The organism is Streptomyces sp. NPDC090127, from assembly GCF_044746945.1.
Taxonomy (GTDB): domain Bacteria; phylum Actinomycetota; class Actinomycetes; order Streptomycetales; family Streptomycetaceae; genus Streptomyces.
In genome coordinates this window covers 1-26549 of record NZ_JBIVDE010000013.1, presented here as the reverse complement: position 1 = coordinate 26549, position 26549 = coordinate 1, and the positions used below count along the sequence as shown (strand labels likewise).

General features: G+C 74.2%; 17 protein-coding genes. 12 read left to right on the top strand and 5 right to left on the bottom strand.

The genetic code is table 11. The features are described 5' to 3' along the window. Positions 1-27 precede the first annotated feature (27 nt). Complete coding sequence (locus ACIPPS_RS31980) at positions 28-504, bottom strand: helix-turn-helix domain-containing protein (protein ID WP_401439497.1); 477 nt, start codon at positions 502-504, stop codon at positions 28-30. A gap of 443 nt (positions 505-947) precedes the next feature. On the opposite strand from ACIPPS_RS31980, the gene ACIPPS_RS31975 reads away from it, so the two are divergent. After that, entirely contained in the window at positions 948-2396 is a 1449-nt protein-coding gene (locus ACIPPS_RS31975; protein ID WP_401439495.1) for a helix-turn-helix domain-containing protein, read from the top strand. An 85-nt stretch (positions 2397-2481) separates the two neighbouring features. Here the strand turns inward: ACIPPS_RS31975 and ACIPPS_RS31970 are convergent, their stop codons facing one another. The 4 genes from ACIPPS_RS31970 to ACIPPS_RS31955 all read right to left on the bottom strand — a co-directional run bounded on the left by ACIPPS_RS31970 (position 2482) and on the right by ACIPPS_RS31955 (position 6829). After that, the gene (locus tag ACIPPS_RS31970) at positions 2482-3468 is read right to left on the bottom strand and encodes an aldo/keto reductase (protein WP_401439492.1); all 987 of its coding nucleotides are present in this window, start codon (positions 3466-3468) and stop codon (positions 2482-2484) included. A 28-nt stretch (positions 3469-3496) separates the two neighbouring features. Then, a complete protein-coding gene (locus tag ACIPPS_RS31965) occupies positions 3497-4324 on the bottom strand; it encodes a thioesterase II family protein (protein ID WP_401439489.1) in 828 nt (275 codons plus the stop codon). Continuing rightward, the gene (locus tag ACIPPS_RS31960) at positions 4321-5730 is read right to left on the bottom strand and encodes a cytochrome P450 (protein ID WP_401439486.1); all 1410 of its coding nucleotides are present in this window, start codon (positions 5728-5730) and stop codon (positions 4321-4323) included. The genes ACIPPS_RS31965 and ACIPPS_RS31960 overlap by 4 nt, the downstream gene beginning before the upstream one ends. Positions 5731-6049: 319 nt before the next feature. Beyond that, positions 6050-6829, bottom strand: a complete 780-nt coding sequence (locus ACIPPS_RS31955) for a LuxR C-terminal-related transcriptional regulator (RefSeq protein WP_401439483.1) — start codon at positions 6827-6829, stop codon at positions 6050-6052. A 355-nt stretch (positions 6830-7184) separates the two neighbouring features. Here ACIPPS_RS31955 and ACIPPS_RS31950 point away from each other — a divergent pair, with 355 nt between their 5' ends. From ACIPPS_RS31950 to ACIPPS_RS31900, 11 genes are all read left to right on the top strand, one after another. Continuing rightward, positions 7185-7370: a hypothetical protein gene (locus ACIPPS_RS31950; protein ID WP_401439480.1), complete on the top strand. Its 186-nt coding sequence runs from the start codon at positions 7185-7187 to the stop codon at positions 7368-7370. Between the two features lie 120 nt (positions 7371-7490). Beyond that, positions 7491-9191, top strand: coding sequence for a condensation domain-containing protein (locus tag ACIPPS_RS31945; protein WP_401439478.1), 1701 nt, complete (start codon positions 7491-7493; stop codon positions 9189-9191). Continuing rightward, a complete protein-coding gene (locus ACIPPS_RS31940; RefSeq protein WP_401439476.1) occupies positions 9188-12685 on the top strand; it encodes an amino acid adenylation domain-containing protein in 3498 nt (1165 codons plus the stop codon). The genes ACIPPS_RS31945 and ACIPPS_RS31940 overlap by 4 nt, the downstream gene beginning before the upstream one ends. Then, positions 12682-13974: a cytochrome P450 gene (locus ACIPPS_RS31935; RefSeq protein WP_401439473.1), complete on the top strand. Its 1293-nt coding sequence runs from the start codon at positions 12682-12684 to the stop codon at positions 13972-13974. The genes ACIPPS_RS31940 and ACIPPS_RS31935 overlap by 4 nt, the downstream gene beginning before the upstream one ends. A 1-nt stretch (position 13975) precedes the next feature. Continuing rightward, on the top strand, positions 13976-18100 hold the full coding sequence (locus ACIPPS_RS31930; protein WP_401439471.1) for a type I polyketide synthase: 4125 nt from the start codon (positions 13976-13978) through the stop codon (positions 18098-18100). Then, the gene (locus tag ACIPPS_RS31925) at positions 18097-19536 is read left to right on the top strand and encodes an MFS transporter (RefSeq protein ID WP_401439469.1); all 1440 of its coding nucleotides are present in this window, start codon (positions 18097-18099) and stop codon (positions 19534-19536) included. Before ACIPPS_RS31930 ends, ACIPPS_RS31925 begins: the two co-directional genes overlap by 4 nt. Continuing rightward, on the top strand, positions 19533-20984 hold the full coding sequence (locus ACIPPS_RS31920) for a cytochrome P450 (protein WP_401439467.1): 1452 nt from the start codon (positions 19533-19535) through the stop codon (positions 20982-20984). Before ACIPPS_RS31925 ends, ACIPPS_RS31920 begins: the two co-directional genes overlap by 4 nt. Before the next feature lies 1 nt (position 20985). Continuing rightward, the gene (locus ACIPPS_RS31915) at positions 20986-21729 is read left to right on the top strand and encodes a thioesterase II family protein (protein ID WP_401439465.1); all 744 of its coding nucleotides are present in this window, start codon (positions 20986-20988) and stop codon (positions 21727-21729) included. Beyond that, positions 21720-22544, top strand: a complete 825-nt coding sequence (locus tag ACIPPS_RS31910) for an SDR family oxidoreductase (RefSeq protein WP_401439463.1) — start codon at positions 21720-21722, stop codon at positions 22542-22544. Before ACIPPS_RS31915 ends, ACIPPS_RS31910 begins: the two co-directional genes overlap by 10 nt. 57 nt (positions 22545-22601) lie before the next feature. Further along, the gene (locus ACIPPS_RS31905; RefSeq protein ID WP_401439459.1) at positions 22602-25502 is read left to right on the top strand and encodes an amino acid adenylation domain-containing protein; all 2901 of its coding nucleotides are present in this window, start codon (positions 22602-22604) and stop codon (positions 25500-25502) included. After that, on the top strand, positions 25495-26232 hold the full coding sequence (locus ACIPPS_RS31900; protein WP_401439457.1) for a 4'-phosphopantetheinyl transferase family protein: 738 nt from the start codon (positions 25495-25497) through the stop codon (positions 26230-26232). Before ACIPPS_RS31905 ends, ACIPPS_RS31900 begins: the two co-directional genes overlap by 8 nt. The last annotated feature ends 317 nt before the right edge of the window (positions 26233-26549 follow it).

The following is a 26549-nucleotide window of genomic DNA, read 5'->3' as shown; positions in this document are numbered from 1 at the left end:
GGCCTGTCATCCAACGGTGTCGCACCGTCATGATCCAGAACGGTTTCGGCCATCCTCTCCCGGCGCACCGCCGCGTTCCGCCTGCTCCAGGCGGTAGACGATGTCCAGCAGGTCCATCACCTGCTTGCGGTGCTCCCGCGTCAACTGGCCCGCCCGCATGGCCATCAGCTTCACGTCGCTGCCCTGGGACGCCTCGTGCAGCCGGGCCTGCTCGGCGGCCAGCGCGGAGAGCTGCTCCTCGATCCGGGCACCGGCCGCGTCGTCGACGAAGTAGGCCGTCGGCACGCCGAAGTACGCTGCGAGCGCCTGGAGGTGACGGAGCGTCGGGTTGGTTTTGCGGTTCTTGCGCAACTGCCAGATGTAGCTCTGCGAGATGGAGACGCCGGTGTCCCGGATGGCCGACGCCACCTGCTCGTTGCTGTACTCGTGAGCGGGGTCCGGTCGGACGGTCTCGAAGAGCCGGTTCAGCTTGTCGGCGAAGCTGTGATCGGCTTGCTCCGGCACGGCGTCCACCCCCTTCGGGCCTGATGCGGGGGGCTCCCGCGCGTGTTCCTGTACGAGATCGATGCGGAATCCGACAGGAATTCCGTTACGGCTTCCACTGAGGTGAATATCCTCAAGACCCACTCTGACCGAGCCGGTTGAAGACCGTCAAGCTCCTGGTCACGGTAGCGCCACGGGTAGGGAGGAGAGGCACGCAGGGGGCGACGCCCTCGGGTGCCCGCCCGTACGGCACCGCACCCGCACCGGAATACGCTCCGTCGAGGCGAGGCGAGGCGAGGCTCGCGGACGACGCGGGGAAGGCCATCGCGAAGGAGGCCGGCTCCCTTTCGGCCACGGGCGTGGGGGCCGGCGGGCCGGCGACCGCGGCGTGCTTGGATGACACGGCGTGCGAAGGTCCGTCCCGCTCACCCTGCGGGGGCGGGACGCGGGAGAGGGGGGACACGGTGGTCGGCGACGAGTTCGCGACGCTGCTGGGACAGCTCAAGGAGCGGTCCGGACTGAGCTACGGAACGCTGGGCAAGCGGCTGCACATGAGCGGCTCCACCCTCCACCGGTACGTCAAGGGGGAGGCGGTACCGGCCGACTACGCTCCCGTCGAGCGGTTCGCCCGGCTGTGCAAGGCGTCCCCGGACGAACTCGTCGCGCTCCACCGGCTGTGGGTCCACGCGGACGTGACCCGTCGACGCAAGAACGCGGCACCGGAACCGACCGCGGCTCGGGCACCCGAATCGGGTCCGGCACCCGAATCGGGTCCGGCACCGGCACCGGCACCGGGTCCGGCACCTGAATCGGGTCCGGCACCGGCACCGGCACCGGGTCCGGCGGCCGTCGAAGCCCCCGCCTCCGTCGAAGCCGCCGCCCCCGCCTCCGTCGAGACCCCCACGCCCGCCCCCGGCCCCGCGGACGAACTCGTCGTGTCCGGGCGCGCGACGGCGGTCGCGCCCGTCGCCAGGCGCGGGTGGCGACGGCGGACCGTCGCGATCGCCGGTGCCGCCGTCGTCGCGGCCGTCGTCTCGGTGGCGCTCGTCCTGAACCTCGCCTCCGACCCGGACGGCGACGCCGACCGGACCGCCGGATCCTCGTCCGTCTCCGAGCGCCCGGACACCGCCCCCGCCCCCAGGGCCCCCACCGCCACGCCCTCCGGCACGGGCGGCAGCAGCCCGACGCCCTCCACCCCCGCGACCGGAGCCGAGACCGGCGCGAGCCCGGGCACGAGCGCGGAGGCGGGTGGGGGCGGGGGCGCGGGCACGGAGGACGGTGGCGGGGCCGCGGAGGCCACCGCGCCGACCGTCGCCACCAACGCGTACCGGTGGGAGAGCCCGTGCAGCCAGCACTACCTGGTGAACCGCGAGCCCGAGCGGGTGACGCCGCCGCCCACGGAGCCCGACGCGCCCGGCTGGGTGGCCGCGCTCGGCGGCGTCGCTGCCGGGGAACAGCTGCTCGCGCTGACCGTCCAGGGGGCCGGGCCGCACACGGTCGTCGTCGAGGCCCTCCACGTCCGCGTGGTGAAGAGGGGCGCGCCGCTGCCCTGGAACGACTACAGCATGGGCGTCGGCTGCGGCGGCAACGTGTTCACCCGGTCCTTCGCCGTGGACCTCGACTCCCCCCGCCCCGACGTGGCCCCCGCGTCCGGACAGCGGGACTTCCCGTACAAGGTCAGCGAGTCCGACCCCGAGGTCTTCTACGTGACGGCGCGGGTCGAGGCGCACGACGTGAGCTGGTACCTCGAAATGGACTGGTCCAGCGGCAAGAAGCGGGGCACGCTCCGCGTCGACGACAACGGCAAGCCGTTCCGTACCAGCGGCAACATCGGGCGGCCCGGCTACGACCATCCCCTGGGCGGCGACGCGTGGATCGACCGCCCCACGGAGGACGGCGACCAGTCCCCGTAGGGCATGCCGCACCCCCGCGCCCCGCCCGTGACCGGGTCACGGCGCGGGGCGCGGGGGTGCGGTGCTCCGCGACGGGAGCCCCGCCTCAGTTGACGGAGTCGAGCTTCGCCCGCTGCTCCTCGGTCAGTTCGAGCTCGACGGCGCCCAGGTTCTCGTCCAGCTGCGCCACCGACGAGGCGCCGACCAGCGGCAGGACCGGGATGTCGCCGCCCATCAGCCAGGCCAGCACCACCTGGTTGACCGTCGCGCCGGTCTCCGCCGCCACCTCGCGGACCGCCTTCAGCCGCGGCTCGGTGCCCGCGTGCTCGAAGCCCGCACCGAGCGGCTTGTCCTCCCGTACGTACGCGCCCGAGATCAGCGGCGAGTACGAGACCTGGGTCAGCTCGGGGTTGGCGCGCAGGTAGCTGAGCAGGTCACCGCTGACCAGGCCCTGGTTGCCGTCGGGGGAGCGCAGGCTCGGGATGTCCATGCGCTGGCGAAGGTAGCTGTGGTGGTGCTGGAGCACCTCGTACCCGGGCACGCCCGCGGCGGCGGCCAGGGTGCGGGCGCGCTCGACGCGCCAGGCCCAGTGGTTGCTGGCGCCGAGCAGACCGGCGACGCCGTCCGCGACGACGTCGGCGAAGCCCTGGACGGTCTCCTCCAGCGGGGTGTGCTCGTCCATGATGTGCGCGTACAGCAGGTGGATCTTCTCGATGCCGAGGCGCTCGCGGCTGCGCTCCGACGACTCGCGGATGACCTTGGCGGAGAGGCCCTCGACGTCCAGGCTGAAGCCCGAGGTGGGCTGGTTGGGGCGGGCGCCCAGCTTGGTGGCGACGGTGATCTCGTCGCCGATGCCTCGGCTCTTCAGCCAGCGGCCGACCAGCTCCTCGCTCTCGCCGCCCTGGGTGCCGTTGACCCAGAAGGCGTAGTTGTTGGAGGTGTCGATGAACGTGCCACCGGCCTCGACGAAGCGGTCGAGGATCGCGTAGGAGGTCGCCTCGTCGACCGTGGTGCCGAAGGTCATGGCCCCGAGGCTCAGCACGCTGACCTCGCGGCGGGTGGCGGGCGAACTTCCGATGACGCGGTACTTCATGACGGTCCTTTCGGATCAGGCGACCTGATCAGGGGTGGGTGGGTGCGCCGGTGCGGTCGGTCTCCGCGGCGCCGGCCGGCAGATCGGCGAGCAGCTCGGACACGATGGCGTCCAGATGGGGTACGAGATAGAAGTGGCCGCCCGTGTACGCGCGCAGCCGGAACGCGCCCGTGGTGTGGGCGCGCCAGGCCAGCGCCTGCGGTGCGTCGACCCGGGGGTCGACGTCGCCGATCAGCGCGGTGACGGGGCAGGCCAGGGGAGCGGCGCCACGGAAGCGGTACGTCTCCGTGGCCACGTAGTCGCTGCGGACGGCGGGCAGGATCGCGGCCAGCAGCTCCGGGTGGTCGAGCATCCGCTCGTCGGTGCCGCCGAGCAGCTTCATGTCCGCGATGAGCTTCTCGTCGTCGGCGAGGTGCACCGCGCCCGGCGCGGGGATCGACGGGGCGCGCCGGCCGGAGACGGCGAGCGCGGCGGGCGGGAAGCCCGCGTCGCGGAGCCGGCAGGCCACCTCGAAGGCGAGGGAGGCGCCCATGCTGTGCCCGAAGACGGCGAACGGCCGGTCGAGGAAGGCCCCGGGACCACCGGCGTCACCGAGGAGTTCCGCCGTCACCAGGTCGGCCAGCTCGTGCAGGGACTCCACACACGGCTCGCCGAACCGCTCCTGACGGCCGGGGTACTGCACGACCAGTACCTCGGCGTGGTCCGCCAGGGCGGCCGAGAGCGGGAAGTAGTAGGACGCGTTGCCGCCCGCGTGCGGGAAGACCAGCAGGCGCGGCGCACCGGCGGGAGCGGTGTGGAAGCGACGCAGCCACGGTGTCCCGCTCGGCGCCACCGCCGTCCTGGCCGCGGTCGTCACGCCGCCCTCCTCGCCCGGCGTCCGTCGCCGCCGCGCGCGGGCCGGGCGGTGATCGGGATGTGCTTGTAGCCGGAGACGAAGTTGGAGCGCAGCCGCTCGGGGGTGCCGGCGGGACGGAAGTCCTCGAAGCGGGTGAACAGCTCGTGGTACAGCGTCTTGAGGGTGACGCGGGCGACGCTGTGCCCGATGCAGTAGTGCGGGCCGATGCCGAAGGCGAGGTGCTTGTTCGGCTTGCGCCGGATGTCGAACTCGCTGCCGCGCGTGAAGACCCGGTCGTCGCGGTTGGCGGAGCCGAGCCAGACGACGACCGCGTCCCCGGCCCTGATCCGCGTGTTGCGGATCTCGACGTCGCGGGTGGCGTACCGCAGGAAGTGGTTGACGGGCGAGGCCCAGCGCAGGGACTCCTCCAGACCGGTGGCGTCGGCCTCCGGGTGCGCGGCCCAGTCCTGGAGCACGCCGGACTCGATGAACTCGGCCATCACGAAGTTCGGCGCGTGCGGGGTGGTGACGTTCGCGCCGAGCAGCAGGCTGTAGCAGTTGGCGACGATCTCGTCGGGCGCCATGTGCCGGCCCTCGAACTCGGTGGAGATCAGTACGCTCAGCAGGTCGTCGCCCAGGTTGTTGCGGCGGAAGCGGACCAGGTCCTGGAAGTAGGCGAACAGGTCGCGGTGGGCCGCCTTCAGGGTGGTGTTCCGGCCGCCGGCGTCCTGGTACTCGGGGTCGTCGGCGGCGATGCAGACCGTGGTGAGCCGGTTGAGCCAGGACCAGTCCGAGGTGGGCAGGCCCATCATCGTGCCGGTGACCGACATCGGCATGGCGAGCATGGCCTGCGCGAAGTCGAACGTGCCGCCGTCACCGAGCGGTTCGACGAGCGGCACGATCAGGTCGCGGATCATCTCGCGCTGCCGGTCGACCGACTTGATGGCCAGGGCCTTCTTGAGCCGGCCCTGCATCTCGGTGTGGCGGGGCGGGTCGGTGGCCGCGAGCTGCTTGCCGCTGGCCGGGTCGTCCTGGCCCAACAGGTCGAGCATGGTGCCGCGTTCGGAGGTGAAGGTCGCGGTGTCGCGCAGGACGCGGTCGGAGTCGTCGAAGCGGACGACGTTCCAGAACCAGCGGTCGGCGTCGACCTCGTGACGGGTCAGGGTGTCCAGCGAGCGCATGTGGCGCCAGACCGGGTGCGGGTCGCCGTCGCTGTAGAGGCGCGGGTCGACCAGGTCGAGGGCGTCGGCGGGGCCGGTGGCGGCCGCGTGCATCGGGCAGCCGGGCGGGGGCACGAGCGACGGTACGGCGGAGGTGGAGGCGGGTGCGGGCGTCGCGGGGGACGCGGGCGTGGGCCCGGAGGTGGGCGTGGGCGTGGCTGTGGACGGCGGTGTGGGCGTGGCTGCGGTGGTGGCGTGGACGGTCAAGACCCGTCTTCCTTTCGCCGGGGCGGGCGGTGGGAACGCGCCATGGCACGCGGGCTCGCGGCGTACGGAAAGGACGCCGCGGGGCGTGTGCGGAGTGACGGGCCGCAGGCCACCGGGAGGGACGACCCGGGGCAGGGCCCTTGCGTGGCGCGACGGGGAACCAGCCGGTCTGCGCCGCACGGCGGCCGGAGACGGCCGCGTGGGGGTGGTGCTGTGGGCACAACGTACATGACACCGACGGGAACGTGAAGCTCCCCCCACGCCGGACCCGTTGGCCCCATCCGCCCCGCCGCCACCCCCCGCCCGCCCCCGGTGCGCCTCACTCCGGGGCGTCCTCCAGGAAGCCGCTCTTGGCGATCAGGTAGGCCAGCTGGGCCCGGCTGCGGCTGCCGAAGAGCTCCGCCGCCCACCGCATGTGGTTGGCCACGCTGCGCGTGCTCATGCCGAGCCGCGCCGCGATCGCGTCGTCCGTGTAGCCGTTGACCATGTGCCGCAGGATCGCCCGCCGCACCTCGTCCGTCAGCAGCGGAGGCAGCCGCGTGCTGGGGAAGTTGCGCAGGGGCGAGGCCCGCTGCCAGGCGTGCTCGAACATGCCCACCAGGTACCGGACCACCCCGGGGTGCTCCACGGCGAGCGCGATCGCGCTCCGCTCCGAACTGGGGTCGGGGATGAAGGCGATCTTCCGGTCGCAGACGATCAGCCGGTCGAAGACCTCGTCCAACGTGCGCACCTCGCCGCCCGCCCGCGCGATGTGCTCGACGTACGTCAGCGTGGGCTGGTGGGAGCGGATGGTGTGCTGGTAGATCGTCCGCTGCGTGACACCCCGCCCGATCGCCTCCAGATCGCTGGCGAGCGCCTTGTCCAGAAGCTCCTGCGGCCGGCCCCCGCCCGGCTGCGCCGTCAGCAGCTCCTCCTGACAGGCGTGCACGGCCGCCGACAGGGTCGCGCTGATCGCGTCGGCCCCCTGCACGACGCGGATCAGGTGCGAGTCGCCCTGGCCGTAACTGTCCAGATAGATCTCCTGCGCCTGCGCGATGGACGCGCGCATGGCGGCGAGGGCGGTCCTCTTCTCCTCGATGGCCCGTTCCATACGGTCCATCTGCGCCCCGGACGCCAGCCGCGGCGGGATCGGGGCGAGGCTCCCCTCCGGCACCCGCTGCACGAGGCCCAGGTCAAGCAGGCATGGAGGGCATTCGCCCGCCGTGGGGCGGTTCGCCAGGGCGTCCGCGTAGTACCGAAGCCCGTTCGCGCAGATCTCGACGGTGCGGTCTTCGCTTCCAATGTCCGCTCTCGTGCACATTTCCCCACCCTGCTGGTTTCCGCATTGCAGGATCATCCTCTCCGAACCCAGGTGACCCAGCGTGTTCCGACGACGCATGATTCCGGACGGGGAACCACATAGGTCTAAACCATGCACCGACACTCCGACCACAGTGAAAAGGCAAGGTATAGAGATGCTCAAGCACGCTTCCGTTCGCGCTCTGGCCGTACTCGCGCTGACGATTCCGGCCATCGCGGGACTGGCCGCCACGCACACCACCGGCTCCGCTCCCGCCGGCACCGTTCTGGCCGATTCGCAGTGGGGACCGACCCCGCCGCACGCCCCCGTCGCTCCGCTCGACGACTCCCAGTGGGGCTGAGACCCCGCACCGGCAGACCGTGCCGGGCTGAGATCCCGCACCGGTAGGCCGGCCGGGCCCCGATTCCACGGCTCGCCTCCCTCCCTCTCACCCGCCCCCGCAGATTTCGGAGGTCCATTCGTGCTGCCCGCAGCGCCGTACGGTACGTCACCGACCGGACACGTCTGGTATCCGGCCACGAGGGTGCAGCAAGGCATCTGGGTCCTGGACCGGGACGAGCTGCTGCGCCCCACCCAACTGGTCCCCACGGTCGTCGAGTTCGCCGGCCCCGTGGACCACGCGGCGCTGGTGTCGGCGGTCGGGCGGTCCCTCTCCCGGCACCCCTCGCTCCGCGCCCGCTTCCGGCTCGACGTCAAGCGCCGCCAGGTCGAGTACACGACCGAAGGGCCGCCCGCCGAGCCCGGCTTCCTCGACGCCGAGGCCGAGGGCTGGACCGAGGAGGAGGTCGACAACCTCGTACGGGCCCTGTGCTCGGCGCCGTTCGACCTCGCGAAGGACGCGCCCGCCCGGGCGGAGGTCCTGCGGCTCGGACCCCAGCGCACCCTCCTCGTCCTCAACGTGCACCACATCATCTTCGACGGGGTCTCCCGCGGCATGCTCCTCGACGACGTCCGCGCCCTCTACCGGGCGGCCGTCGACGGGGTCGAGCCGCTCCTGACCACCCCGCCGCACCCCGCCACCGTCGTCGCCGAACGCGACCCGGAGGAGGTCGCCGAGCAGGTCGCCGAGGTCGTCGACCGGCTGCGCGGCGCCCCCGCCGAGGTGCGCCTGCCCTTCGCCCGGACCGCCCACGACGGAACCGAGGAATCCCTCCTCGGCGCCACCGTCGCCACGTCCTTCGACCCGGCGACCACCGCCCGGATCATGGAGATCGCCGCCCGCCAGGGCTGCACCCCCTTCATGGTCGGCGTCACGCTGCTGGCCGCCACCCTCGCCCGCACCGGCCCCCAGCGGGACTTCCTCATCGCCTTCGCCTGGCCGGGCCGCGACGACCCCGCCACCGCCGAGGTGATCGGGATGTTCATGACCACCGTCGTCCTCCGGGTCACCGTCGGGGCCGAGGACACCTGGCACGACCTGCTCGGCGCCGTACGGATCGGCGGCATGGAGGCCTTCGTCGACAGCGACGTGCCCCTCGACGCGGTCTCCGCCGCCCTCAACCCCGACCGCAACGCCCTGTGGCCGCCGCTGTCGCCGGTCCTGGTCAACCTCGACGAGGCGCCCCGGTCCCTGGACCTGGTCCCCGGCACCACCGGCCGACTGCGCCCGCTCGACCCGATGTTCATCAAGTACGACCTGGCGCTGTTCGTCCGCCTGGAGGACACGCCCGACGGACGACGGCTCGGGCTGTCCCTCGACTACCCGGACCATGTGTTCGCCGCCGGCGACGTCCAGCACTTCCTCACCGATCTGCGGCACAGCGCCGCGGACCTCGCCACCTTCCCGGAGAATCCCGTGCTCGAAGAGTCCGCACGCCCCCACGCCACCGCCCCGGCCGTCGACCTGGACGACCCGGAGGCCCGCCTCGAACTCGTACGCTCCATCTGGCGCGAGGTCCTGGAGACCGACGAGGTCGCCGACGACGTCAGCTTCTTCGAGTCCGGCGGCGACTCGCTGCTCCTCGTCCTGCTCGTGGAGCGCCTCGGCCAGGTCTCCGGCCGCGAGGTCCGCACCATGGACCTCTTCCGCTCGCCCACCGTCGAGGGCCAGGCCGAGCTGGTCGCCGCCGCCGCTGCCCCGGCCGCCGCGCCCGGTGCCGGCGCCGACCGCGCCGCGCTCCTCGCCGCCGCCCGCACCCAGGGCGCCGGAGCCGCCCGATGACGGCCCGGGCGCTGGCCGCCGAGATCCTCGACCTCCCGGGCGGCCCGGACACCTTCGGCGACGAGAGCTTCATCGCCCTCGGCGGCGACTCGCTGCGCGCGATGCGCCTCGCCGCCGTCCTGCAGGAGAAGCTCGCCCTGCGCGTCGCCCTCATGGAGCTGCTCGGCGACGCCCCGCTCGGCCAGGTCCTCGACGGCGCCACGGCCCTCGCGCCCACCCAGCCGGCCCCCGCCGACCTCCTCACCGGCAGCGCCGAACAGGCCCTCACCCCCGCCCAGCGCGGCATGTGGCTGATCGAGCGGGTCGCCGGCGGCTCTCCGTACAACCTCGTATTCCACTGCTTCACCGAAGGCGGCCGGCTCGACCGCGACCTCCTCACCAAGGCCCTCGCCGCCACCGTCGCCCGTCACGAGGGGCTGCGCACGGTCTTCCGCGAGACGGCCGACGACGTGGTCCAGGAGATCCTGCCCGCGTACACCCCCGAACTCGTCGAGCACACCTACGTCGGCCCCGCCGAGGGCTTCGAGAACCAGGTCCGCCGCGAGGGCGCCGACCTCGGCCGCGAGCCCTTCGACCTGGCCGCCGCCCCCGCCTACCGGTTCGGCCACTGGGCCGCCGCCGCGGACGAGGAGCGCGGCGCCCTCGTCCTCGCCGCGCACCACATGGTTCTCGACGGGTACGCCGTCGGACACCTGCTGCGCGAGATCTTCGAGAGGTACGCCGAACTCGCCGCCGAAGCGGTCCAGGCAGGCGGACCGACGGCGGGCGCCCCGGCCGGCGGGACCGCCCCGCGCGACCCCGGCACCCCGCTGGCCGCCCTCCGCCGCCACCAGGAAGAGGCCCGCGCGCGCGGCGCCTGGGACGAGCAGGCCGTGTTCTGGCGCTCCCACCTCGACGGCGTGCCGTCCATCCTGGAACTCCCCGCCGACCAGCAACGCCCGGCCGTTCAGGACGGCGCCGGCGACCGCCTCGGCCTCGACCTCGGCCCCGGCGTCACCGGACGGGTCGCCGCACAGGCACGCGCCCTCGGCATCACCCCGTACGCCTTCCTGCTCGGCGCCTTCGGCCTCACCCTGGCCCGCCGCAGCGGGGCCAGGCGGCTCCTGGTCGGCGTGCCCCTGCTCGGTCGCGGCTCCTCCGAACTGCGCCGCCTCGTCGCCGTCGCCGGCAACCTCGTGCCGGTCCGGGTGGACGTGGACGACGACCTCGACGTCGCCGACTACCTGCGCGGAGTGCACCGTTCGCTCGGCGCCGCCATGGACGCCGGTGACCTGCCCTTCGAGGAGCTCGTCGGCCGGCTCGGCGTCGAGCGCAGCCTCGGCTGCCACCCGCTCGTCCAGGTCTGCTTCGGCATGCACGACCAGCTCGTCCCGCGCGAACTGACCGCGGGACCGCTGCGCGTACGCGTCGAGGAGAGCCACGGCGGCGGCTCCCAGTTCGACCTCACCATGCTCATCGGCCACGCGGACCCGTCGTACGCGGGCCACCTGGAGTACGCGACGAGCGTCTGGCGCCAGGCCGAGGCCGAGGCCTTCCTCGCCGACTTCCGCGCCGCCGTCGGCCAGCTCGCCGACGCGCCCGAGGCCCGGCTCGAAGACGTCCGGGGGCTCTCCGAGGAGAGCCGGGCGCTCCTGGACGAGATCAACGCGAGCGGCCGGGACTTCCCGGCCACCTCCCTCGACGCCCTCTTCCGCGAGGTCGCCGCGCGCCGGCCCGGCGCCGTCGCCGTCCGCGACACCGGGCACACCCTGACGTACGGTCAGCTCGTCGAGGCCGCCGCCGAGCAGGCCCGGCTGCTGCTCGCCGCCGGCGTACGGCCCGGTGACCGGGTCCTCGTCGGCGTCGACCGGTCGGTGGCCGAGGCGGTCGCCGTCCTCGGTGTGGCCTGGGCGGGCGCCGCGTACGTCGGCATCGACCCGGCGCTGCCCGACAGCCATGTGACCAAGATCCTGGAGCGGGCGCGGCCCACCGCCGCGCTCACGGGCCCGGTCGACGGCACGGTCGCCGCGCGCTTCGCCGGCCTGGGCGTCCCCGCCGTCCCGACCTGGGAGCCCGACTGGCGGCCCGGTCCCGCCGACGCCGTACCCGCGCCGCCCGCCGACCCGGCGCGCCTCGCCTACGTCGCCTTCACCTCCGGCTCGACCGGACAGCCCAAGGGCGTGTGCGTACCGCACCGGGCCGTCATCCGCCTCGTCCACGAGGCCGGTTACGTCCGGCTCGGCGCGGACGAGCGGATGCTGCGGCTCTCCCCGCTCTCCTTCGACGCCTCCACCCTGGAGCTGTGGGGCGCCCTGCTCACCGGCGCCTCCCTCGAAGTGCACCCGGCCGGCCTCGCCTCACCGACCGAACTGGGCGCTTTCCTCCAGGAGCGCGGGGTCACCGTCGCCTGGCTGACGGCCGGACTCTTCCGGCTGGTCGAGGAGTTCGCCCCGGACTCCCTCGGCGGTCTGCGCCAGCTGCTCACCGGCGGCGACGTCGTGCCCCACGAGCACACCGCCCGCCTGCTGGCCCGGCACCCCGGCATCGTCGTCACCAACGGCTACGGCCCGACCGAGAACACCACCTTCACCACCACCCACTCGGTGGCCCGCGTGGAGGACGTCGACGGACCGCTGCCCATCGGCCGCCCGGTCCCCGGCACCCGCGTCCACGTCCTCGACGCGCGGCGCCGCCAGCTCCCGCCCGGCGCGGTCGGCGAGCTCTACACCAGCGGCGCGGGCCTCGCCGACGGCTACCTCGGTGACGAGGCCGAGACGGCCCGGGTGTTCGGTCACCTCTCCCCGGACGTGCCCGAGCGCCTCTACCGCACCGGCGACCTCGTACGCGTCGACACCAGCGGCCGCGTCCGCTTCCTCGGCCGCGCCGACGACCAGGTCAAACTGCGCGGCTACCGCGTCGAGTTGAGCGCCATCAGCGACGTCCTCGCCGCGCACGCCGAGGTGCAGGACGCCGTGGTGATCGTGACCGACGGCGACGGCGCCGAGAAGCGGCTCGTGGCCGCCGTGGTCCTCGCGCCGGACGCGGCCGTCGACGCGGTGGGCCTGCGCGCCCTGCTCGCCGAGACGCTGCCGTCCTACATGGTGCCGAACCTGTGGGCCGTGGTGGACCGGCTGCCGGTGACGGCGAACGGCAAGGTCGACCGCCGCGCGCTGGCCGCCGTGGCGGGCCCGGCGAAGCGGCCCCCTGCCGCTGGGGGCGTCGCTGCTCCGGCCGAGAAGGAGCCGACCGAGGAGGTGCCGACGGCCCCGGCACCCGCCGGTGTGTCCCTGGAGCGCATCGCCGAACTGTTCGCCACCGTCGTCGACGGCGAGCCCCTCACGGGCGTCACCGAGGACACCGACTTCTTCATGGTCGGCGGCAACTCCCTCGGCGCCGTACGCCTGATGCGCAAGGTCAAGCAGGAGCTCGGCGTGAACGTACGCCTGCGGGACTTCCTGCTGTCGCCGACGCCCGCCGGGCTGAGCGCCCTCATAGCGAAGGCCGCGGTCCGATGACCCGTACCGCGGCACCGCTCCCGGCGCCGGCCACGGCGCCGGTCGCGGCATCGGGCCCGGCGCCGTCCCCCGCGGACGGCGTCCGGGCGCCGGAGTGGGACGAAGGGCTGGACTGCTGGGTCGTCGCCGACCCGCGCCTGGCCCAGCAGGTCCTCAACCACCCCGGCTTCGCCTCGGGAACCTTCGAGCGCTCCTTCCAGCTCTACATGACCGACGCGGCCCGCGCCGAGTACCGGGAACTCACCGAGTTCCTACGGCTCTGGTTCGTCCAGGCCGACGCACCCGAGCACATGGCGCTGCGCCGCCCGGTCCAGCGGATGCTCTCCGCCTCGTACGTACGGTCGCTCGCGCCGCGCGTCGAGGAGATCACCGACGCGTGCCTGACCGAACTCGCCGCCACCGACCCGCAGGATCTCGTGCCGGCCGTGGCCGAGGGCATCTCGGGCAAGGTCATGGCGCACGTCGTCGGCGTCGACGTCGAGCCGCCCGTCCTGCACCGGTGGTCGCGGACCCTGTCGCTGTTCATCGGCGCCATGTACCGCCGCGACCACGCGCTGGCCGCGCACCGGGTGATGGAGGAGATGTCCGAGGCGCTCGCCGGCGCCCGGGCCCTGGAGGGCTTCCCCACCGACACCCCGGAGGACCGCGCCCGGACCACCGCCACCTGGGCCATGTGCCTCTTCGGCGGCCTGGAGACCACGGCCTCGCTGCTCGGCTCCGCGGTCCTGACCGCCCTCGGCGACCCGGACCTGTGGGAGACCGTCAAGCGCGACGAGCCGGGAGCCGTGGCCGACCTCGTCGAGTCGGTGCTCGTCCGCAAGCCACCGCTGCGCCACCTCGGCCGGGTCGTCGCGTACGACCAGGAGTTCGCGGGGGCCCGACTGACCGAGGGCGACCTCGTACTGGTGAGCCTGACGGGGCAGGGCCCGCTGGACGAGGTGGAGGCGCAGGACGCGTCCGCCCAGGCGGGCCCGGCGGTCTGCCCGGTCACGGGAGCGGTCGCCGCCGAGACGCCAGGTGCGGCCTCGACCGGGCCCGGTGCGGCCTCCGTCGCGTCCGGTGCGACCCCCGCCGCGCTCGCGGCCGGGGAGCGGAACCTCGTCTTCGGCCACGGTCCGCACTACTGCGTGGGCGCGCCGCTGGCCCGTCTGGAGGCGGCCGTCCTGCTGCGCCGTCTGGCGGCCCGGTTCCCGCACGCCCGACTGTCCGACGAGGCCGCCGTCTGGGGTCCCAACCTCAGCTACGTCGGCCTCGACCACCTCTACGTCGACCTGGGCGGAGAAGACTGACATGTCCCTCGAAGACGCCGTCGCCGTCGTCGGCATGGCCTGCCGGCTCCCCGGCGCACCCGACGTCCGCGCCTTCCGCGCCCTGCTCCGCACGGGCCGGGACGGCATCAGCCGGCCCACCCGCGAGGAACTGCTCAGGCGCGGGGTGGACCCCGCCTACGTGGGCCGGGAGAACTTCGTCCCGGCGATGGGCGTCATCGAGGGCTCCCGCCGCTTCGACTGGTCCTTCTTCCGGTACAGCCGGGCGGAGGCGGCGGCGATGGACCCGCAGCAGCGGGTCTTCCTGGAGTGCGCGGCGACGGCCGTCGACGACGCAGGTCTCGATCCCGTACGGTTCCGGGGCCGCGTCGGCGTCTACGCGGGCGCCGACCGCTCGGGGCCCGGCCGCAACGACGCGGCCCTGGGCGAACTGGCCCGGTACATCGGGCGGGAGAAGGACTTCGTCGCCACCCGGGTGGCGTACAAGCTCGGCCTGCGCGGCCCCGCGATCACCGTGCAGACCGCCTGCTCCACCTCGCTGACCGCCGTCCACCTCGCGGTCTCCGCGCTGCGCGGCGGCGAGTGCGACGCGGCCCTCGCGGGCGGCGTCACCGTGATGCCGGACGGCGAGTGGGGCTACCTCTTCGAACCCGGCGGGATCCTGGCGCCGGACGGACACTGCCGTCCGTTCGACGCCCGCTCCGCCGGGACCGTGCCCAGCGAGGGCGTGGGCGTGGTCGTGCTCAAGCGACTGGCCGACGCCGTACGCGACGGCGACCGGATCGTCGCCGTCGTCGCGGGCACCGCCGTCAACAACGACGGCGCGGACAAGATGGCGTACACCGCCCCCTCGGCCGGCGGCCAGAGCGAGGTCGTCCGGGCCGCCCTGGACGCGGCGGGGCTGCCCGCGACCGCCGTCGGACACGTGGAGGCGCACGGGACGGCCACGCGGCTGGGCGACCCCATCGAGGTGCAGGCGCTCACCGAGGTCTTCGGACCCGGGAGCGAGGACACCGGCTGGTGCGCGCTCGGCGCGGTCAAGGGCCACGTGGGGCACACCGGCGCGGCGGCCGGGGTGACGGGCCTGATCAAGACGGCCCTGATGCTGGAGCACCGCGAGATCTACCCGACCGCCCACCACACCTCCGCCAACCCCCTGCTCGAGCTGGAGCGTTCGCCGTTCCGGGTGACCGGGTCCTTCGGCCCGTGGGAGCTGCGGGCGGGGCAGGAGCGGCGGGCCGGAGCGGTGAGCTCGTTCGGCGTCGGCGGCACCAACGCGCACGCGGTGCTGACCGAGGCGCCGACGGCCTCGCTGTCGCGTCGGCGCGCCGGGGGGCGCGTCGGCGGGGCGTCGGTGCCGGTCGCCGGGCCGCGTCTGCTGCCGCTGTCCGGGTACAGCCCGGCCTCGCTCGCCCGCCTGGACGAGGCCCTGGCGGAGCGTCTCGTCGTCGCCTCGACAGCCGGGACGCCGCTCGAACTCGACGCGGTGGTACGGACCTTGGCCGGGCGGCGCGTCCACCGGCACCGGCAGGCCGTGGTCGTACGCGACCACGCCCACGCCCCCGGGGCACTGCGCGCGGCAGGCGGCGCCGCCGAACGACTGCGCAAGCCTGGGCGGTTGGGGAAGGTGGCCTTCCTCTTCCCGGGGCAGGGCACCCTCAAGAGCGCCGTGGGCGAGGCCGCGTACCGGCTGCTGCCGGAGTTCCGGGCGGCCTTCGACGAGATCCGCAAGATCGCCCACGACGACTGCGGCGTGGACCTGAGCCCGGTGATCGCCCCGGTCGAGCCGCGCCGGGAGACCGGCGGGCCCGGGGCGGGCGTGGATGGCGTGAACAGGGCCGGGGCTGACAGGTCCGAGGCGGCCGGGTCCGGGGTGGACGGCTCTCGGGTGGACGGGTCCGGTGCTGACGTGGATGGCGTGAACAGGTCCGGAGCGGACGGTTCAGGCGCCTCCGGGGCCGGCGCGGTCGGGGCGGTCGGCGCGGTCGGGGCGGTCGGGGCGGGACAGGGTGTCGACGGGCCGGGTGCCGACGACTGGTACGCGGACACCGTCCATCAGCAACTCGGCCTCTTCGCCCTCGGCGTCGCCTTCGGACGCCAGCTCGCCGTCTGGGGCGTCACCCCGCACGCCATGCTCGGCAACAGCATCGGCGAGTACGCGGCCGCCGCGCTCGCCGAGGTGTGGACCGTGTCCGACGCCGTCGGTCTGGTCCATCGGCGGGCCGTGGCCATGCGCGACGCGGCCCCGGGCCGGATGGCCGTGGTCGAGGCGGCGCCCGACGAGGTCGAGGCCAGGCTGCCCGTCGACAGCGGTGTCACCGTCGCCGTACGCGGAAACGGTTCGGCGGTCCTCTCCGGCCCCGAAGCCGCCATGGACTCCCTCCTCGCGGGTGGCGCGCTGACCGGACTGCGCGTCACCCCCGTCCACACCCGGCGGGCCTTCCACTCGCCGGCCATGAACTCGGCAGCCGAGGTGGTGCGGGACCATCTGTCGTCGATGCCCGCCCGCCCGCCACGGCTGCCGTACATCTCCAACACCACGGGCGACCTGGCCGACCCCGAGGCCGTGGTCACCCCCGGCCACTGGGCCGCGCACCTGCGCGAGCCGGTCCTGCTCGACGCCGGGAGCGCCACCCTGCTGGCCGCCGGCTGCACGACGTACCTGGAGCTCGGCCCCGGCGGCTCGATGACCGGCTCCCTGCGCGTCGCGCCCGGCTGGAACCCCGGCCACCGGACCGTGCGGCTCGCTCCCGGCGGGCGCGTCGAGGCCGAGGCCGGGCTGCTCGACGCGATCGGCGCGCTCTGGGAACTCGGCGTGGACCGGGCCCTGGAGACGCTCCTGGAGAGCCGGTACGCCGACCCCGAGACCCGGCCCGTACGGTGCTCGCTGCCCGCGCACCCGTTCCTGGGCGAAGACCCGGACCCGGACCCGGATCCGGTACCTGGACCGAACCCGGAGCCTGAGGCGTCTCCGCGCCCCGCCGAGCCGGCGGGCACACCACGCACGGACACCACCCGCGCACGCGCCACGCTCACGGCCGCGGCTGCGATCACGACCACAGCAACGCCGGCAGCAATGACCACAGCAACGCCGGCAGCAATGACCACAGCAACGCCCACAGCAATGACCACAGCCATGGCCACGGCCCCCGCCACGCGGTCCGTCCTCGAAGAGATCTGGCGCCAGACGCTGGGCGTCGCCGCCGCAGGCGACGAAGACGACTTCTTCACCCTCGGTGGCGAGTCGCTGCTCGCACTCGCGCTCACCACCGCCGTCCGTGAACGCCTCGGCGCGGAGCTCTCCGTCACCGAGTTCAGCCTGAAGGGCACCTTCGCCGGGCTCGTCGAGCTGGTCGAGCGGCAGCTTCCGGGCCCGGCCGGGCGACCGGCGCATGGCGCCCACGCCGCTCTTCCGCCCGGCGTGGCCACCCTGCGCGAAGGCACCGGGCGTCCGGTCTTCCTCGTCGTGGACGCTCTCGGAAACGCCCTGCCCTACCGGGAGTTGGCGGCCCGGCTGGCCCCCTCCGGTGACCGCCCCGTCCTCGCCCTGGAGCGGCACGCCCGCCGGGGCGGCACGATCCGCGCCCTCGCCGCCGCGCACGCCCGCACCCTGCTGCGGGCCCAGCCGACGGGGCCGTACACGCTGGGCGGCTGGTCCTTCGGCGCCGTCGTCGCGCACGAGACCGCCCGGCTGCTCAGCCGCCGCGGGCGAACGGTGGACCTGCTGTTCTCCCTGGACGGCTACGTACCCGACACCCGACCGCTGCCCGTCGCCGCCGCCCCGGACTTCCTCCTCGGCGGGGTAAGGGCGGGCCTCGACACCCTGCTCGGTGTCGGCCCCACGGCGGGCCCGCTGCGCCGCGACCCGGACGCCCGCCGCAGGTTCCTCGCCGGCCAGGCCGCCGTACTGGCGCACCGGCCGGGCCCGGTGGAGTGCCCGGCCGTGCTGTTCAAGGCGGACACGGAACCGGGAGCGGCCGCCCGGCTCGCCCGACGGCTCGCGGGGCTGTACCCGGCCGGGCTGCGCGTGGTCCCGGTCGCGGGCGACCACTGGTCGATGCTGCGGCCCCCGTACGTCGACCAGCTCGCCGCACGCCTCGGCGAGGCACTCACAGCGGACGAACACAAGGAGAGGGAGGACTCATGACGGTCTCGCAGACACCGCCCGGCAGTACGGCGGACGAGGCGCCGGCGCCCGAGGACGAACAACGGGCACAAGGGCAGGACGGCGGGCAGGAGGGCAAGGAGTCTGCCGAGAAGCCGCTCCTGAAGAACCGCGACTTCCAGGCGCTGTGGACCAGCGAGGCGTTCGCCGCGCTCGCCAAGGAGACCGCGGAGGTGGCGTATCCGCTGCTCATCCTGGCCGCCTCGGGGTCCGCCTTCTACGCGGGCGCCGTCGGTTCGGCGCAGCTCATCACCGCCAGCCTGATGTCCATCCCGGGCGGCACGCTCGCGGACCGGATGGACCGCCGACTGTTGATGATCATCTGCAACCTGGTCCGGGTCGTCCTGCTCGGCGTGTTCAGCCTGCTGATCTTCGCCGACCAGACCCACCCCGTCCTGGTCTTCGCCGTCGCGGTCGGTTCGGCCGCCTGCCTCGGCATCTCCAACCCCACCGGACTCGCGGCCATCAAGCAGCTCGTCCCGCCCTCCCAGCTCACCCAGGCCACCGCCCAGAACCAGATCCGCTACTTCGCGGCGACCATGGGCGGCCCGCCCGTCGGCGGCGCCCTCTTCGGTGTGGCGCGCGCGTTCCCGTTCCTGAGCGCGTCGATCGGGTTCCTCGTCTCCACCGTGCTGCTGCTCTTCATCCGCAAGCCGATGAAGGTGGAGCAGATCTCCCCGGGGGAGAAGCGCAACACGGCCGAGGGCTTCCGGATCCTGGCCAATCAGCCGGTCCTGCGGCTGCTGATCGTCTGGATCATGGGCTCGAACATGGCGTTCACCCACTCCGGCGTCTTCCTCGCCCTGATCGCCACCGCCGAGAGCCGGGGCGCCTCCGCGAGTTTCACCGGCATGCTGCTCTCCATCGCCGGCGTCGGCGGACTGGTCGGCTCGCTCGTCGCGGGACCGGTCATCAAGAAGGTCGCCCCGGCGAAGCTCTTCCTGATCGCCGCGTGGATCGGGCCGGTGGCCGCGATCCTGCTCGCCAACGTCTCCGGGCTCGTCCCGCTCGGCGTCATCGTCGCCTGCGTGTTCCTGCGGGGCCCCATCACCAGCGCGCTCTTCCTCGCCTACCTCGCGGCGATGGTGCCCGACAAGGCGCAGGGCCGGGTCCTCGGCGCGGTGATGTTCATGTCGATGATCGCCGCACCGGTCGGCGTGTTCGCCATCGGCACGGTCTTCGACACGGCCGGCCCGGTCTGGGTGTTCACCGTGATGGCCGTCATCTCCGGCCTGGCCGCCCTGCCCACCCTCAGCCCGCGCATCCGCAACCTCGCGCCCCCGGAGGCGTACGCGGACACGGCTCTCCCGGACGCACCGCCCTCCGCGGGCGTCGCCGTGCCCGATCCCGACACCGACACCGACACCGCTCCCGCCTGCGACATCCCGCGTTCCGACAAGGAAGGAGAAACCCGATGACCACCGAGCTTCCCCGCACCACGGACCAGCTTCCCCCCGAGTTCTTCACCGCCCCCGAGGGCGACGACCTGCACACCGGCAACGCCAAGCTGCGCGCCAGCGGGTGCCCGGTCCACGCGATCAACTACCCGGTGGGCGGCGTGGGTTACGTCGTCGCCGACTACGAGACCACGCTCAAGGCCTTCAGCGACCCCCGGTTGTCGAAGCAGATCGACAACGCCCCGGACTGGTTCCGGGACCTCGTCAAGGATTCCAGTCCCGTACTGATCCGCAACATGCTCACCGCCGATCCGCCGGAGCACACCCGGCTGCGCAAGCTCGTCAGCCGGGCCTTCGTACCGCGCCGGATGGAGCTGCTCCGCCCGCGCATCCAAGAGATCACCGACGAGCTGATCGACGCGCTGCCCGAGCACGGCGAAGCGAACCTGATGGAGTTCGCCTTCTCCCTGCCGATGCGTGTCATCTGCGAGTTCCTCGGCGTCCCGGTCGCCGACCGGCCGCAGCTGCACAGCTGGGGCAACTGGCTCAGCGGGGCCCCGTATCCGGACGCCGAGTCCAACGAGAAGCTCAAGGACGCCAGCGAGAACATCGAGCGCTACCTGCTCGACCTGCTCGCCGACCGGCGCGCCGACCTCGGCGACGACCTGGTCAGCATCCTGCTGCGGGCCGCCGACGAGGAGGGCCGGTTCACCGACGACGAGCTGGTCTCCACCCTCGTCCTGCTGATCATCGCCGGACACAAGACCACCGCCAACCTCATCGGCAACGGCGTCCAGGCCCTGCTCACCCACCCCGACCAGCTCGCTCTGCTCCGCTCCCGGCCCGATCTGGCGGGCTCGGCCGTCGAGGAGTTCCTGCGCTTCGAGTCGCCGGTCTACCGCGGCACCCTGCGGGTCGCCGCCGAGGACATGGAGCTCGCCGGCTGCCCGATCCCCAAGGAGGCCTTCGTCCACCTCCTCATGGGCTCCGCCAACCGCGACCCGGAGGCGTTCGAGGACCCGGACCGACTCGACATCACCCGCACCGCCAACCGCCACCTCGCCTTCGGCCAGGGCCCGCACTTCTGCGTCGGCGCGCCGCTCTCCCGGGTCGAGGGCCAGATAGCCTTCACGACCCTGCTGCGCCGCCTGCCCGGCCTGCGTCTGGCCGTCCCGGCCGAGGAGCTGGAGTGGCTCTTCGACAACTCCACCAGCCGTGGCCTGGTGAAGCTGCCGGTCACCTACGACGTCCGCCTGTCGGCCGACGCCCCCGAGCCCGCGCCCACGGACACGCCCGTCGCCGGGGCTGCCCCCGCGACCGCCGCCGGGCCGCCCGCTGAGGCGTCCGTCACCGCGCCCACGGACACGCCCGTCGCCGGGACCGCCCCCGCGCCCTCGGACGCGCCCGCCGCCGGGCCGCCCGTCTCGGCGCCCGCCACCGCGACCGCCGACCACGCCGGGGAGCGCTGACATGGCCGACCGCACCACGCTCGTCTGCCTGCCCTTCGCCGGCGCCGGCGCCTCCTTCTACCGTCCCTGGCAGCGCCACGCCGAGCCGCTCGGCCTCGACGTCCTGCCGCTCCAGCTCCCGGGCCGCGAACGCCTCATCGACGAGGAGCCGTTCCGCGACGCGCACGCCGCCGCCGACTCCCTGCACGCCGACCTTCTGACCGCCCTCGCCCCGGCCACCGGTCCGCACCGTGTCGCCCTCTTCGGCCACAGCCTCGGCGCCGTCCTCGCGTACGAGCTCGCCCGGCGCCTCGCCACCACCCCGGACATCCGGCTCGTCCGGCTGTTCGCCAGCGGCTCCCCGCACCCGGCCGAGCCGCGCGCCGCCCGCGCGACCGGTCTCGACGACGACGCCTTCCTGGCGCGCGTCAACGAGTTCGCCGGTTACACGGACGAGGCCCTCGACGACCCCGAGCTGCGCGAGCTGGTCCTGCCGACGCTCCGCGCCGACGTGGAGATGCACGAGTCGTACGTACCCGCCGACGACCGGCTCCTGTCGGTCCCGGTCACCACCCTGCGCGGCACGGCGGACACCCTCGTGGGCCGCGCCGAGGCCGAGGCGTGGGACCGCACCACGGACGCCGGCCACCGCCACGCGGAACTGGACGGCGGCCACATGTACCTCACCGAGTCGGCGCCGGCGCTCCTCCGGGTCGTCGCCGAGGAGCTGGCGCAGTCGGTCGAGGGGGCGGAGCTGTGCGTCTGACCGGAAAGACCGTCCTCGTCACCGGGGCGGCCAGGGGCCTCGGCCGGGCGACCGCCGTCGCCTGCGCCGCCGAGGGCGCCGACCTCGCGCTCCTCGACCTGTGCGAGGACCTCGACGGCGTGCCGTACCCGCTGGGCACCCGCGGCCAGCTGGAACACACGGCCACGCTCTGCCGCAAGAACGGCGCCGCCGTGCTCACCGCCGCCTGCGACGTCCGCGACCTCGCCTCCGTCGAGACCGCGGTGGCCCGCGCGGAGGACCGCTTCGGTCGGATCGACGCCGCCGTCAACAACGCCGGGATCGCGGCCCCTTCGGGCCGCCCGGCGCACGAGATCGGCGAGGACGAGTGGGCGTTGATGATCGACGTCGACCTGTCCGGCGCCTGGCGGGTGATCCGTACGGTCGCGGGGGCGATGAGCGCCCGCCGCGCCGGCTCCATCGTGAACATCGCCTCGACGGCCGGGCTGGTCGGCTACCGGCACTTCGCGGGTTACGTCGCCGCCAAACACGGCCTGATCGGACTGACGAAGGCCGCGGCGCTCGACTACGCGCCCACCAAGGTCCGCGTGAACGCCGTCTGTCCCGGCTCGGTGCGCGACGACTCGACCGCCGAGGGCCGGATGCTCGCGGAGATCGCCCGCGCCCTGGAGGTGGAGGTGGGCGAGCACGAGCAGACGTTCACCGAGGCGCAGCCGATGAACGCCCTGATCGAGCCGGAGGACGTGGCCGCCGCCGTCGTCTACCTCGTCTCGGACGACGCCCGGCAGGTGACCGGCTCCGTGCTGACCGTGGACGGCGGGTTCACCGCGCGCTGACCGGCGCGGAGACCAGCACCAGATGTGACCGTTGTGAGAGAGAGGGAGGACACCCCCATGGTGGGTGAGCGTTGCCACGCCCTACGGGTCCGGCTGAGCAGTCGGGTGACCGCCGCGGAGCTGACCGCCCGCCTGGGCGCGGCGGGCCCCTGGCGCCTGTGGGTGGAGGACGTCACGGCCGGCTCCGATGAGCCGGAGGCCCTGCGCCGCCGCCGGACCGAACTGAACCGGCCGACCCCGTCCGTACGGTGCGTGCTGCTGCGTCACGCGGACGGCGTCGCGGATCTGGTCGTCGTGGCCGACCGCGCCGTACTCGACCGGGACGCCCTCACCCGCCTGACGCTCGCGCTGGCCGACGGGGTGGGCGAGGCGGAGGGGGCGATGGAGGCGGAAGGGGCGGAGGCCTCGGTGGGGGCTGCGGCCTCGGTGGGAGCGGCGGCCGGCGAAGGCCTGCCCGCCCCCCGCCCCGTCAGCCCCGGCCCGGCGCCCGACTGGGGCGGGGGTACGAAGGGTGCCGACGGGTGGGAGAGCCGCTCCCTCGGTCTGCCGGTCGGCGCGGACCCGTCCGCGCTGCTCGCCGCCCTGGCGCTCACGCTGCACCGCTACGAGGGCCACGGCGCCACCGGTGACGTCACCGTCGCCACCGACCGGCGCGGAGCCCTCGGCTGCTCGGTACCCGCGGACGCCTCCCTCGCCTCGCTGCACGCGGCCGTCCCCACGCCGACGGACCACCCGGTGACCGTGGGGGTGATCGAACCCGCCGCGGAGGGTGACCCGTTCGGGGAGGCGGGGGAGTACCTCCCCTGCCTCGCACCGCCGTTCCCGCTCACCGTCACCGTGCTGCCCCGCGCGACGTCCGACGCGGACGCCCAGCAGAGTGGCCAACGCGGCCCGGGTGGCCGACACGGCCAGGGTGGCGGCCAAGGCGACCAGAGCGGCCGACGCGGTCCGGGCGACCAGGGCGACCAGCGCGGTCCGGGCGACCAGGGCGACCAGGGCGGCGGCCGGCTCTGGGTCGCGTACCGGCGCAGTCACTTCGCGCCCGAGGTCGTCGACGGCTTCCTGCGCCATCTCGCCCACGTCCTGCGCCAGTTCGGCGAGTCCCCGGCGGTCCACGCCGACGACGTCGAACTCCTCGACGCCGCGGAGCGCCGGCGCGTCGCCGCCCTCGGCCGGCCGGACGCCGTCCTGGCCGGTACGCCCGAGCACCTCACGACCGCCTTCGCGCGCGTGGCCGCCGCCCGCCCGGACGCCCCGGCGGTCGGCGACGGCACGACGACCCTCACGTACCGCGAACTGGACGCCCAGGCGGACCAGGTGGCCCGCGGCCTCGTCGCGCGCGGGGTCGCGCCCGGCGACCGGGTCGGCCTCTGCCTGGAGCGCGCCAACGAGCTGGTCGTCGCCATGCTCGGCATCCTCAAGGCGGGCGCGGCCTACGTGCCCACCGACCCGGCCTACCCGGCCGACCGGCTGGCCCACACCGCGCGGGACGCCGGCCTCGCGCTGGTGATCACCCGGCACGCGGAGTACCCGGCCGGGGCGGGCACGCCCGTCACCCCCGACGCCCTCCTCGCCGACGGACAGCGCGCACACGAACTCCCGCGCGCCGGCGGCCCGGACGACCCCGCGTACGTCATCTACACCTCCGGATCCACCGGCCGCCCCAAGGGCGTCGTCGTCCCGCACCGCAACGTCGTCGCGCTCGTCGACGCGACCCGCGAACCGTACGGTCTCGGCCCGGACGACGTGTGGACGTTCTTCCACTCCGGCGCCTTCGACTTCTCCGTCTGGGAGATCTGGGGCTGCCTGCTGACCGGCGGGCGCCTCGTGGTCGTCCCGTACGTCGTCTCCCGCGAGCCCGACGAGTTCCGCGACCTGCTGCGGCGCGAGGAGGTCACGGTCCTCAGCCAGACGCCCTCCGCCTTCTCCCAGCTCCTGGAGACCGACCACGCCGCGCTCGCCGTACGGCTGGTCGTCTTCGGCGGCGAGCCGCTGGACGCCCGCATGCTGCTGCGCTGGTTCGACCGGCACCCCGAGGACGAGTGCCGCATGGTCAACATGTTCGGCATCACGGAGACCACCGTGCACGTCACCGCGCAGACGCTGACCCGGGAACTGGCCCTCGCCGGCTCGAAGTCCGTCGGCCCGGCGCTGCCCGGCTGGCACCTGTACGTGACCGACGCCCGCGGCCGCCTCGTCCCGCCCGGCGTCACGGGCGAGATCCGCGTCGGCGGCGCCGGCGTGGCCCTCGGCTACCTCGGACGTCCCGAGCTCACCGACGCCCGCTTCACCGCCGACCCGTACGCGCCGGGCCGCCAGTACCACAGCGGCGACCTCGGCCGGCTGCGCCCCGACGGCACCCTCGAACACCTGGGGCGCATCGACAGCCAGGTGAAGATCCGCGGCTTCCGGATCGAGCTGGACGAGATCCGCGCCGTACTCCTGGAGGACCCCGACGTCCGCGCGGCGGCCGTCGTCGTCCGGCGGGACGACCCGTCGGACCCCGCGACCGCCCGCCTGGACGCCTACGTCGTCCCGGCGGACCTCGATCCCGTAGGGGTACGGAAGCGGGCCGCGACCGTCCTGCCCGCCTACATGCTCCCGGCGACCGTCACCCCGCTCGACTCGCTGCCCCTGACCACGAACGGCAAGCTGGACGCCGCCCGGCTGCCGGAGCCGACCCGGACGGCGACGCCCGCCCCCGCCACCGCCTCGCCCCACACCACGGCGGACGGACCGGGGGAGGGCAAGGCGGCCGTACTCCAGGACGTCTGGTCGACGATGCTGGGCACCCCGGTCGGGCTCGACGACGACTTCTTCGAGCTGGGCGGCAACTCCCTGCTGGCGGTGCGGATCAGCGCCGCGCTGCGCAGCCGGGGCCTGCCCGCCGTACCCCTACGGGACCTGTTCCGCACGCCCACCATCCGCGAACTCGCCGGAGCCGGCGACGATGCCTGAGACCCTGCCCGTCCTGCTGCCGGTCGTGCGCGCCCTGCACCTCGGGGCGGGCCCGGTTCCGGACCCGGGCCCGCCGCCCACGGGCCGGGACGTGGCCCTGTGGTGGCTGGACACGGACCGCGAGATCGTGGGCGGTCACCCGGTGGCCGCCGAGGGCGTCCCCCTGAGCCCCGAGGAGCAGGACCGGTCGGCGCGCCTGCGCCGCCCCGGTGACCGACACCGCTTCCGGGCCGCGCACATCGGGCTGCGCCTGGTCCTCGGCGGCTACACGGGGCTCGCCCCCGAGGGGCTCGGCCTGGTCCGCGAGGACTGCCCGTGCTGCGGCGCGCCGCACGGACGCCCCGCGCTGGCCGACGGCGGCCCGCACTTCTCCCTCTCTCACAGCGACGGGCTCGCCCTGATCGCCGTCTCCGGCGCCCGGGTGGGCGCCGACGTCGAGGGCCTCCCGCGCCCGGCCATCACCGACGAACTCCTGCCCTCCCTGCACCCGCGCGAGCAGAGCGTCCTGCGCGCACTGCCGGACGAGGCCCGCCCGGGGGCACTGGCCCGGGTGTGGACGCGCAAGGAGGCGTACCTGAAGGCGACGGGCGTCGGGCTCGCGTACGGCGTCGCCGACCCGTACGTGGGCGTGTCCGACGTACCGGCCGAGGTGGACGCCTTCACCCTCCACGACGTACCGACACCGCTTCCGGCGTACGCGGCGGCCATCGCCCTCGCCACGGCGGGCTGAGCGGCGCGCGTGGCGTCGGGCCGAGCGGCGCGTGGCGCGTCGGGCTGAGCGGCGCGCGGCGTGTCGGGCTGAGCGGCGCGCGGCGCGTCGCCCTCCCTCGTCCTCTCCCACTTCCCCTCCCTCTTCCCCTCCCGAGCCCATAAGGACCTTCCCCATGACGCTTCTCGACCCGGCGGACGCCGAGGTGTTGAGCGAGCGGGCACCGATCCGCAAAGAGGTGCACCGACTCGATCGGGTGATTATTCGGTTCGCCGGTGATTCCGGTGACGGTATGCAGTTGACGGGTGACAGGTTCACTTCGGAGACGGCGTCCTTCG